This is a genomic window from Limnospira sp. PMC 289.06, from assembly GCF_032350395.1.
Lineage (GTDB): Bacteria > Cyanobacteriota > Cyanobacteriia > Cyanobacteriales > Microcoleaceae > Limnospira > Limnospira platensis.
In genome coordinates this window covers 31,540-42,003 of record NZ_JARPLC010000036.1, presented here as the reverse complement: position 1 = coordinate 42,003, position 10,464 = coordinate 31,540, and the positions used below count along the sequence as shown (strand labels likewise).

The 10,464-nt window shown below is 43.2% G+C and carries 9 protein-coding genes and 1 tRNA gene; 2 read left to right on the top strand and 8 right to left on the bottom strand.

The window, feature by feature from the left end; all coding sequences use genetic code 11:
• Nucleotides 1–253: 253 nt before the first annotated feature.
• The 5 genes from P5674_RS10125 to arsS all read right to left on the bottom strand — a co-directional run bounded on the left by P5674_RS10125 (nt 254) and on the right by arsS (nt 4,085).
• Nucleotides 254–326, bottom strand: a tRNA-Ala gene (locus P5674_RS10125).
• 40 nt (nt 327–366) lie between these two features.
• Entirely contained in the window at nt 367–1,086 is a 720-nt protein-coding gene (locus tag P5674_RS10120) for an HAD family hydrolase (RefSeq protein WP_006624778.1), read from the bottom strand.
• 316 nt (nt 1,087–1,402) lie between these two features.
• A complete protein-coding gene (locus P5674_RS10115; RefSeq protein ID WP_006620020.1) occupies nt 1,403–2,272 on the bottom strand; it encodes a class I SAM-dependent methyltransferase in 870 nt (289 codons plus the stop codon).
• A 65-nt stretch (nt 2,273–2,337) separates the two neighbouring features.
• Entirely contained in the window at nt 2,338–2,970 is a 633-nt protein-coding gene (locus P5674_RS10110; protein WP_006620021.1) for a TVP38/TMEM64 family protein, read from the bottom strand.
• A gap of 128 nt (nt 2,971–3,098) precedes the next feature.
• A complete protein-coding gene (gene arsS / locus P5674_RS10105; protein WP_006620022.1) occupies nt 3,099–4,085 on the bottom strand; it encodes an arsenosugar biosynthesis radical SAM (seleno)protein ArsS in 987 nt (328 codons plus the stop codon).
• 251 nt (nt 4,086–4,336) lie between these two features.
• On the opposite strand from arsS, the gene P5674_RS10100 reads away from it, so the two are divergent.
• Nucleotides 4,337–5,683 (top strand): ion transporter, encoded by a 1,347-nt coding sequence (locus P5674_RS10100; RefSeq protein WP_006620023.1) that lies wholly within the window; start codon nt 4,337–4,339, stop codon nt 5,681–5,683.
• A gap of 13 nt (nt 5,684–5,696) precedes the next feature.
• Here the strand turns inward: P5674_RS10100 and P5674_RS10095 are convergent, their stop codons facing one another.
• Nucleotides 5,697–5,987: a hypothetical protein gene (locus P5674_RS10095; protein ID WP_006620024.1), complete on the bottom strand. Its 291-nt coding sequence runs from the start codon at nt 5,985–5,987 to the stop codon at nt 5,697–5,699.
• A gap of 244 nt (nt 5,988–6,231) precedes the next feature.
• On the opposite strand from P5674_RS10095, the gene P5674_RS10090 reads away from it, so the two are divergent.
• On the top strand, nt 6,232–6,534 hold the full coding sequence (locus tag P5674_RS10090) for a cytochrome c biogenesis protein CcdA (protein ID WP_231852501.1): 303 nt from the start codon (nt 6,232–6,234) through the stop codon (nt 6,532–6,534).
• A gap of 101 nt (nt 6,535–6,635) precedes the next feature.
• On the opposite strand, the gene P5674_RS10085 is transcribed toward P5674_RS10090, so the two are convergent.
• Entirely contained in the window at nt 6,636–8,234 is a 1,599-nt protein-coding gene (locus tag P5674_RS10085) for an NAD(P)H-quinone oxidoreductase subunit 4 (RefSeq protein ID WP_172973475.1), read from the bottom strand.
• 144 nt (nt 8,235–8,378) lie between these two features.
• A complete protein-coding gene (locus tag P5674_RS10080) occupies nt 8,379–10,451 on the bottom strand; it encodes an NAD(P)H-quinone oxidoreductase subunit 5 (RefSeq protein ID WP_006620027.1) in 2,073 nt (690 codons plus the stop codon).
• Nucleotides 10,452–10,464 lie beyond the last annotated feature (13 nt).

The window sequence follows — 10,464 nt, the reverse complement described above, 5'->3', positions numbered from 1 at the left end:
AGAGTTAGACATCCCACCCGATAGCAGTTGAATTTCCAAAATGAGAATTGCTGGGGGGTGATATGGGTATTTGACAGATTGATTAAGTTGTGCTTATTGATTAACCCGTCAATAATTAAGATTTGTTGCTAAGGGATATGCACTAATTGTCCCGTGTGCTAAGACTGAATGGAGTGCATTTTGAGTGTAACGGTACGACTATCGGGTTGAGTGTTTCCCGGTTATCGTAGCCAGAATAGGCTTTTAAGCGATATGGAGAATAGGGGAGTCGAACCCCTGACCTCTGCGGTGCGATCGCAGCACTCTACCAACTGAGCTAATTCCCCAAGTATAGAGAGAGATAGGACACAACCGCCGATTATAACATCAATCGGGTTCCGATAGTGCAACTTCTCCAGAGATTCCCAAAATCCTCTCTAACTCCAAGTCCTGGAGATAGTCCACACACCAATCAGCGCGACGCTGTAGCATATGGAAAGGATAAGTATGGGCTACCCCCACGACAGGAATACCCGCGCGTTTCGCCGCCTCAATACCAGCAAAAGTATCCTCAATAGCTAAACACTCTTCCGGCTGCAAATTCAAGGTCTCATCAGCAGAATTTAGCCTTTGTAGCGCCAATAAATAGCCATCAGGTTCCGGCTTGCTGGTGGTAATATCATCCCCAGCGACAATGATGGAAAAATAATCAATCAACCCCGCGCGAGTCAAAACTAACTCAACTTCCTCTCTAATAGCGCCGGTAACTAGGGCGATTTTCAAATTCGCCGTCTGAATGCGTGTAATTAGTTCCCGCAACCCATCATATAGAGGTAGGTCTGACATAGCATTTAACCGCTGTTGATAGGCTTGTGCTTTCCGCGCGATCAGGTTTTCTAGCTCCTCAGAAGTTACGACTCTGCCGTATAATGAGAGTAAATCCTGTAAACAGGCGCGATCGCTTCTTCCTAAGCAAACCTCACGAATTTTATCTGGTTTCACCCGCAGATTTTCAGCTACCAATAATTCCTCGATTAACTGTTCATGAATCGATTCATCATTGATAATTACACCATTAAAATCAAAAATAACAGCCTTTAAACTCATACCCAGTTAATGGATAATGGACAAATGTTATCTATGGAAATTATTAATTAATAATTATTAATTAATAATTATCTGTGGGAATTGAGATTGACAGCAGAACCCGCCCCTACATGATAACCAATTATTGATGGATATGGGGTGGGTAGGGGCGGGTTTACGAGTGTTATCTGTGGGAATTGAGATTGACAGCAGAACCCGCCCCTACATGATAACCAATTATTGATGGATATGGGGTGGGTAGGGGCGGGTTTACGAGTGTTATCTGTGGGAATTGAGATTGACAGCAGAACCCGCCCCTACCAAAGTATTAATTATCTTAGGCTGGGGCAGGAAATGGGTTATGATTGGGCTGTTGTTCCCATTGTGAATTGATGTTGGGGGAATGGTTAATAATCGGTTTGAGACCTACGGTAACTTGATTTATCCACCATATATCCTCCGATCGCACTTTCGCAAAACCCGCCGCCCCAAGAGTTGCATCAACGCTTCCGGTGGCATAATCTTTAAGATAGGGTTCCTCAAAAATTTCCGTTAGCCAGGGGTTTTGGCGTAAGATTTTCTGATGACCGTCAAGAATCATTACTTCTCCCCCGGCTTTCAGAAGTCGGAAAGCCTCCCGTGCTATCGCTATGGCTATTTCTGGGGGGGTTTCATGGAAAAGCAGGGAAGCCGTAACTAAGTCAAAAGATTGAGGTTCAAAGCGATCGCTTTCTTCTGCTAAACCATGATAGAATTTGATATCTAACCCGGCTTGTTTGGCTTTAGTTTCCGCCACCGCCAACATATAGGGAGATAAGTCTAAGCCGATCACTTCGGCATTAGGAAAGGTTTGTTTTAATAGTAGGGTAGTTGAACCTGTGCCGCACCCTAGGTCTAATATGCGTCTAGGTTTAACGGTAATGGTATCAATAGCTTCTTGGCGGACCCAGGTTTCATTGGGGGGAATGGCGTATTGGGTAATGGGGTCGTAGGTGAGGGCGGCGCTTTTATTCAGGTATCCTCCCTCGATACCGTGAAAGTCTTGGGTTTGGTAATATTGGGGATAGACGAGGTTGGGGTCAGTGAGGCGATCGCACACTGATTCCCAATCGATACTTTTGTCCAAGTTATCGATCGCTTCTCGGTCTACCAATAATTTGAACATGGGCGCTAAATAGCGCTCAAAAATTGTATCCTGACGTGGCATGACTGCGACCTGATTTTGGGCAAAGCTGCCACCATTATAACTAATTTTTCTCGATTGGGAAGGTTTTAGGATCGTTCAGGATCGGCGATTTTCTCATTTAACGCACGGCGGGCGATTTGGGTGACATAGACTGTGACGGCTACGGTGGCTACAAGTCCCACGCCATAGAGTATCCACTCCCCTGTTGTGCGCGATCGCTCAGTTCCCAGGGTGGCTAAACTACCCGCAATAGATCCAATATACACATACATGACTGTTCCTGGCATCATACCTATCCAGGAAGCCAGAAAATAATCTTTTAGGGAAACTTTGGTTAAGCCCAAACTATAATTTAGCAGGTTAAACGGAAAGATGGGCGACAGGCGCAGGAGTCCTACGATTTTCCAGCCTTCCTTCCCTACTGCATTATCGATCGCTTTGAATTTTTCCTGACCGGCGATTTTTTCCGATACCCAACCCCTAGCTAAATATCGGCCGATTAAAAACGCACAAATTGACCCCAAAGTTGAGGCGATCGATACATAAACAGAACCCCAAATTACCCCAAAGACAAACCCCGCACCTAGGGTTAATATCGAACCCGGTAAAAAGGCAACAGTTGCCACAATATACAGGAGCATAAATACTCCCGCCCCCCAGCCGCCTAAGCTGTCTATCCACTTGATCGCATTTCTTAATATATCTTGAATTGCCAACATTTTTGCCAAACTCACCTTATAACTTATCCGCTAATTAGCCAGGAATTATCATTGATTTTACTTGACAGATTCCCGGCTTTATGGTAGGCAATAGTCAAGGGTATGAGCCTAAACTAGCCCCAAAATCATCATGTTAAAGCACCTCCACAACTAGAACCGCAGCCCGCAGTACAACCATAGCAATATGCTTCAGTGTGGACGGTTTCAATGATATCTAAACTGTCAGCTTCCAGAAGTGTTTGAACTGTGATATTTTGACCATCAGGGGTTCTGGCGGGTCGATTTTCCATCTGGTTAAAATCACAGTCGTAGACATTTCCCAGATAATCAATTGATAATTCATTCCGACACATGAGATTTTCCACGGTATCAGGATTATAGTTATCCGCCAAAAAATCTAAGTATTTATCGTGGAGTTTTTGACGCTGTAAAAATAACTTAGTGCGACCTATGGGAAGGTTGGTAATGGTGAGAAGTTGATTAAACTCAATATCGAATTTCTCTCGCAGATAGACCTTATAGGCTTGTTGTAGGTTTTCCTGTTGGGGGGGTAGGGAAAAGCTGTCTGAGGTGGGTAAAGCTGGGTTATAGACTAGATCTAAAATTAGATCCGGCGCGTGACCATATCCTAATTGGTTGAGTTTTTGAATGGCGGCGATCGAGTCTTGATAAACCCCTGAACCTCTCATGCGATCGACATTATCTTGCAAATAGCAGGGTAAAGATGCTATAATCCTGACTTGGTGGTGGCTACAGTAGGCGGGGATATCCTCAAATCCCTTAACAAAATAAATAGTTAAGTTGGAACGGACAATTACTTGTTTATTGAGGGATTTCGCCACTTCTAATAATGGCTTAAAACCATAATTCATTTCGGGCGCACCACCAGTTAAGTCCACAGTTTCAATTTGTGGAAAACGCCGAATTAACTCAATTAATTGTTCACAAATTTCTGGGGTTAATTCTTCGGTGCGTCGGGGACCAGCTTCTACATGACAATGAGTACAGGCGAGGTTACAGCGTTTTCCTAGATTAATCTGTAAAACCCTAATCGAGTTTTTGGTTAAAGGGGATTTAATTGTTTTGTGAAATGGTGCGATCGTGGTCTGAATCATGATTAATTGGCTAGTACTATGATGATCAGTTATTGTAACAACTATCTAGCTAAAATTACCGGAAATTTGGAAAACACAAGTTTCTCAAGTGTTCCCCAAGTTTACCTCAGATACCATATCTATGCCATGGTTATATATCACCTCATATAACTTAAATTTTGATGAGACTAAGCCGAAAAATCCCTGAAAATTTTTAAAATTATCCCATGTTTGGTAATCCCGGATACAGTAAATCAGGAGAGATGATATAAATGCAAATCTTTGACCCAGAATCAAAAGAAGTTTTTTTATGGGAATGTTTATTAGTTTTGGTGATACTATACAATTTTATTGTTATCCCATTTCGTATAGCTTTTGATACCACTACTTCCCATTTATGGTTAGGGATAGATTTAGCCGCAGACTTAATTTTCATCATGGATATTTTCCTAAGATTTAGGATGGCATATATTGACCAAGGAGAATGTATTACAGACCTGCAAAAAATCGCTCAAAATTACCTGGCTACATATTTGAAAATGAACCTAGCCGCTAGTCTCCCCCTGGATTTAATGGCTAGGCTATTTTTTCCTCAATTATCAGTATTGATATTGGCTATCCTCAGAATACCGAGGCTGTTGAGACTGTCGCAATTTTTTAGAATTTTTCGGCGATGGGAGACTAATGTTGAAATTAATCCAGCCCTAGTGCGTATGACTGAGTTAGTGCTGATTATATTTCTGATTGATCATTGGGTCGCCTGTATCTGGTTTTGGATTGGTAAGTCAATGATTGCTTACGGAGACTCTTGGTTAATTAATTCTAACTTAGATACAGCCCCCATAGCTACCCAATATATGAAATCTCTATATTGGTCAATTACTACTTTAACAACTGTCGGTTATGGCGATATTACCCCCACCAGTAACTTAGAAATTGCATTTACTTTAATTGTCATGATTTTGGGGGTGTCTATGTATGCGTTTATTATTGGTAATGTGGCTTCTGTGGTCAGTAGTTTAGATGCTAGTCAGGCTAGGTTTAGAGAACAACTTGATCAAGTTCAGTCTTATATGCGCGATCGCAAAATTCCGGCTTTTTTACAGGCGCAGGTTAGGGACTACTATCAATATCTGTGGGAATGCAACCGAGACACATCATTTGACCGGGACTTTCTCGATGAAATTCCCAATTCTTTAAAAACTAAAATTTATCTGTATTTATATCAGGAATTATTGGAAAAAGTCCCCCTATTTAAAAATGCTGATCCAGCTTGTATTGAAGCCTTAGTGGTTAAACTAAAACCGAGAATATTGCCACCAAATGACTATATAATTAGGGAGGAACAGTTAGGACATGAAATGTATTTTATCCAGCGGGGAGAAGTGCAAGCCTTTTCCGAAAAAACCGGAAAAGTATATAGAATCATGTCAGCGGGGTCATTTTTTGGCGAAATTGCTCTAGTTTATTCTACCCGTCGCACTGCGTCCGTTAAAACCCTCAGCTATTGTGAGCTTTTTGTGCTGTTAAAAGAAGATTTCGACAGTGTTTTAGACAACTATCCTCATTTTGCTAAACAAGTTAAAGAAATCGCCCAACAGCGTTATAATACTGAATAATTAATCACAGAATTTATAACAATTCTTGAACTGGTGGGATGCTAGAGTTATTACTAGGTTGAGCATTAATATCAAATCGATTCATAATATATATAACTCCCGCCGCAATAAAAAGCCCTAAAACTAAGCCAATAACTACTAGAGACAAAAAGGAATTTTTGAGATTTTTAACTACTCGTGGATCATATTCATTAAATTGCAGGTCTTCGATATCTGATTCCGAGGGATGATGGATATTGTTTAACCCATTGGGGGATTGATTATCTTTATGAGAATTAGGGTTCTGATGAGAAAATGGATTCATGAGCTACTTTTGTTGGTGTCAACAAGATAAGATGAGACAACATATAATTATATCATACTTATTGATTAATGACACCAATCTAAAATTAACATATCAGGGTCAGAATTATGAGCTATAGTTAAGCCTTCAATGCGGTTAGAAGCAACTGTTACCTGATATCCCTCTAGGGTGATGAGTTCCGATGCGATAAATTCAGCTAGTTTAGGGTCATCTTCTACCAGAAGTAGGTTTAACTTTGGCTTTGGTGAGTTCTCCCTGTGCTAGTCCGGTGTTATTTGCGGTATTAGCAGGGGCGGCGGAGAGGGGTTATCAACTGCTCGGAACCCTGACTATGGTGAGTTATGCTCTGGGATATACTCTGTTGATTTTCCTAGCTAGTTTGTTTACTGGATTAGCAAAACAAAGCAAGCGGTTGTTAAACCATTCTGAAGGTATTATCCGCTTTGGTAGTGTGGCTTTAATGATGACAGGTGCTTACTATATCTTGACGGTAACTAAATGGTTTTTATGCGGTTATATTACTTCCCATAAATCAAGCCAGCTATAAATGTTGTCAGTTAAGTTTATAGGGCTGCTATGGTATGATAAAAAAATCCCCCCAGCAGTTGGGGGGGAATGATTAATTAGGTATTGAATTGGTTAAATTGGTTAATTCTCAGACAGGGACTTACCGATGATGGGAGCATTTAGAGAAACCAATTCTTGAGTATTGGTAGCAATGGGATTATTCTTAACCAAAGTGGGGACAGACTGCCGCATTAAAGCGGTAAGTTGAGTTGTGGTTGAATCATACATTTGTGTTACCACTTTGGGATATAACCCAATGCCAATTATGGGCACTAATAAACAGGCGATAACAAATACCTCGCGGGGTTCTGCATCTACCAGTTTTTCGTGGGAGGTTAGTTCCTGATTTTCGGGACCATAGAGAATTTCCCGCAGCATGGACAGCAGATAAATGGGGGTAATAATTACACCAACTGCAGCCAGGAAGACGACTAGCACTTTAAATGTGGCATTGTAAGCATCACTGGTAGCGATACCAATAAACACCATTAATTCAGCCACAAACCCACTCATTCCGGGTAAGGCTAGAGATGCCATTGAACAAGTAGTCCACATGGCAAAAACTTTCTTCATCTTTAAACCAACCCCTCCCATTTCATCTAACATGAGGGTATGGGTGCGGTCATAAGTACAGCCGACCAGGAAGAATAAACTAGCCCCAATTAAGCCATGGGAAATCATCTGCAACATGGCACCACTGAGGCCTATTTCTGTGAATGAGCCCATACCAATTAACACAAACCCCATGTGAGAAATTGAGGAATAGGCGATTTTTCGTTTGAGGTTGCGTTGGGCAAAAGAAGTGAAGGCGGCATAGACGATGTTAACTACGCCTAAAATCACTAAAATGGGGGCGAAGGTGGCATGGGCATCGGGTAGCATTCCCACATTCATGCGTAGCAAGGCATAACCGCCCATTTTTAGGAGGATACCCGCTAGTAACATATGGGCGGGGGCGGTAGCTTCCCCGTGGGCATCAGGTAGCCAGGTATGAAGGGGAAAAATGGGTAATTTGACCCCATATGCAATCAGAAACCCACCATACAGGAGTAATTCTAGTTTAATGGGAAAGTCCTTAATGGCGATCGCCTGCATATCAAAGGTAACAGTATCGCCATAGAAGGCCATAGTCAGGGCTGCGACCAAAATAAACAGGGAACCGCCTGCGGTATACAAAATAAACTTAGTAGCCGCATACAGGCGCTTTTTACCGCCCCAAATTGAAAGAATTAGGTAAACGGGAACTAATTCCAACTCCCAAACCAGGAAGAATAACAACATATCCTGGACAGCGAAAACGGCAATCTGACCGCCATACATCGCCAACATTAGGAAGTAGAAAAGTTTGGGCTTTAAAGTGACTGGCCAAGCTGCTAAAATCGCGAGGGTGGTGATAAATCCGGTGAGGATAATCAGGGGCATAGATAAGCCATCAGCCCCCACGGACCAACTCAAACCGATTTCGGGTAGCCAGTCATAACGTTCTACCAACTGTAAACCGGGGGTATTCAAGTCATACCCAGTACAGAAGGCATAAACAATAATTGAAAAGTCAATCAATCCCACGATTAGGGCATACCAGCGCACCGTTTTACCATCTTTATCAGGGATAAAGGGTAAAAACAGTGATGCCACAATGGGAAACAGAATTGTAATCGTCAGCCAAGGAAAATTAGCCATTGTCATGTTTAGTTGTCCTTTCACGCTTAGGACAAAAGCGCCAATCATTCACTACAAGATTGGGAAAGTGTTGTGAATCTAATGGTTAGTTAAACCGGAGATTTTCCACTTCCCCAAATTACGGAAACACGGAGGTAATTGCAGTTAGCCAATGCCGGAAAATACGACAAAGCCGAGGACTGCTACAAATACAATTAGGGCGTAAAATTGGGCGCGACCATTCTCTAAGTATTTGAGACCTTCTCCGGTGACTAAAGCCACTAAACCTGTTAAGTTAACGGCACCATCAACAACTCGATAGTCAACTTCGAGAATTTGACGGGCGAGGCGGCGACTTCCTTTGACAAATAGGAGGTCGTTAATATCGTCGAGATACCATTTGTTGAGGGAGAATTGGTAAAGAGGTTGGATTTTTTGAGCGATCGCATTTGGAGCTATTTGATGTTTCAAGTACATCAAGGATGCCAAAGTAATACCAATCAAAGCAATGCCAACGGAACTCCCCGCCATAATCACAAATTCGCCGAGTTCAAACTCAGCCAACTGTTCCATCACCTCAGCTATTGACTCCCCGGGAGCGTGAATAAACATCTCGAAATAGTTATTAAAGGGAGTTCCTAATAACCCAATAAACACAGAGGGAACAGCTAAAGCCATCAAAGCAATAGTCATAGTCCAGGGAGACTCATGGGGAGTATCACTATGACCATGACCGTGATCATGACCATGACCATGATCATCGCTATGTAGTTCCTCTGGGTTCATCGCACCCGGACCAAAGGCATAATTAGGGCCATTAGCCGCCGCCGTTAGCTGTTGCTGTATGGTTGTATCATTACCCCGAAATTGACCTTCAAAGGTGCTGAAATACATACGGAACATATAAAATGCCGTAATACCAGCCGTTAGCCAGCCTACCACCCACAGGGCAGGATTAGAAGCAAAGGCACTGCTGAGAATCTCATCTTTTGACCAGAAGCCAGCAAAGGGAGGAATGCCGCAAATAGCCAGAGTCCCAATCAAAAAGCAGGTGCTAGTAATGGGCATATATTTCCGCAGTCCCCCCATTAGTCGCATATCCTGGGCTAAAACCGGGTCGTGTCCGACTACGGCTTCCATACCATGAATAACCGAACCCGAACACAGGAACAACATTGCCTTAAAATAGGCGTGGGTCATTAGGTGGAAGAGTCCGGCGCTATAAGCACCGACACCCATTGCCATGACCATATAGCCTAGCTGGGAAATGGTGGAGTAGGCGAGTCCTTTTTTGATGTCGTTTTGGGTGATGGCGATACTAGCGCCTAAAAAGGCAGTAAAGCAACCAGTCCAGGCGATCGTAGTCATCACCACGGGGATACCCTCAAACACGGGGTACATTCTGGCGATCAGGAATACCCCAGCCGCTACCATGGTGGCGGCGTGAATGAGAGCAGAAATGGGGGTCGGGCCTTCCATTGCGTCAGGAAGCCAAACATGGAGGGGAAATTGAGCGGATTTGGCTACGGGACCCAAGAACACTAGGATGGCAAATATAGCAGCCAGCGCCCCACTAATGGACCCGCTTTCTACTAGGTATTCTAGGCGAGACCCCATTAACTCAAATTCAAAGGTGTTAGTCGCCCAATACAGACCGAGGATGCCTAACAGCAGACCAAAGTCACCGACACGGTTAGTGATGAAGGCTTTTTGACAGGCATCTGCTGCTGGTTTGCGATCGTACCAAAACCCGATCAGTAGGTAGGAAGATACCCCTACCAATTCCCAGAAAATATAGACTTGTAGCAGGTTGGGACAAACTACCAGACCCAACATAGACGAGCTAAATAGGCTCAGATAGGCATAAAAACGAACATATCCTGGATCATGAGCCATATAGCCGTCGGTGTAGACCATGACCAATAGGGCTACAGTGGTGACGATCGCCAACATCACAGCGGTCAGATGGTCAATTGTGTAGCCCATACTGATTTTAAAGTCTCCAGCCGCCGCCCACTCAATTATATGAGTGTAGGATTCATGGCCGTTGATTTGACTGGCTAGGAGAGCAAAGGACAAAACCATTGATGCACCTAACAGGGAAATCAGGAATATAGCGCTTCCCTGTCTAATTTTGTTAGTGGCTTTGTTCAATGAGATTAGCCCTATGCCCACCAGCATCGCACCAAAGAGGGGCAACACCGGAATTAACCAGGCATATTGATAAAGGGGTTCCATAACTGATGACAGC

What these genes read in the sequence shown, in the direction of transcription:
- P5674_RS10110 (WP_006620021.1), bottom strand. Translation starts at nt 2,970, where the DNA reads ATGTTGGCAATTCAAGATATATTAAGAAATGCGATCAAGTGGATAGAC.
- P5674_RS10115 (WP_006620020.1), bottom strand. Translation starts at nt 2,272, where the DNA reads ATGCCACGTCAGGATACAATTTTTGAGCGCTATTTAGCGCCCATGTTC.
- P5674_RS10080 (WP_006620027.1), bottom strand. Translation starts at nt 10,451, where the DNA reads ATGGAACCCCTTTATCAATATGCCTGGTTAATTCCGGTGTTGCCCCTC.
- P5674_RS10100 (WP_006620023.1), top strand. Translation starts at nt 4,337, where the DNA reads ATGCAAATCTTTGACCCAGAATCAAAAGAAGTTTTTTTATGGGAATGT.
- P5674_RS10120 (WP_006624778.1), bottom strand. Translation starts at nt 1,086, where the DNA reads ATGAGTTTAAAGGCTGTTATTTTTGATTTTAATGGTGTAATTATCAAT.
- P5674_RS10095 (WP_006620024.1), bottom strand. Translation starts at nt 5,987, where the DNA reads ATGAATCCATTTTCTCATCAGAACCCTAATTCTCATAAAGATAATCAA.
- arsS (WP_006620022.1), bottom strand. Translation starts at nt 4,085, where the DNA reads ATGATTCAGACCACGATCGCACCATTTCACAAAACAATTAAATCCCCT.
- P5674_RS10085 (WP_172973475.1), bottom strand. Translation starts at nt 8,234, where the DNA reads ATGGCTAATTTTCCTTGGCTGACGATTACAATTCTGTTTCCCATTGTG.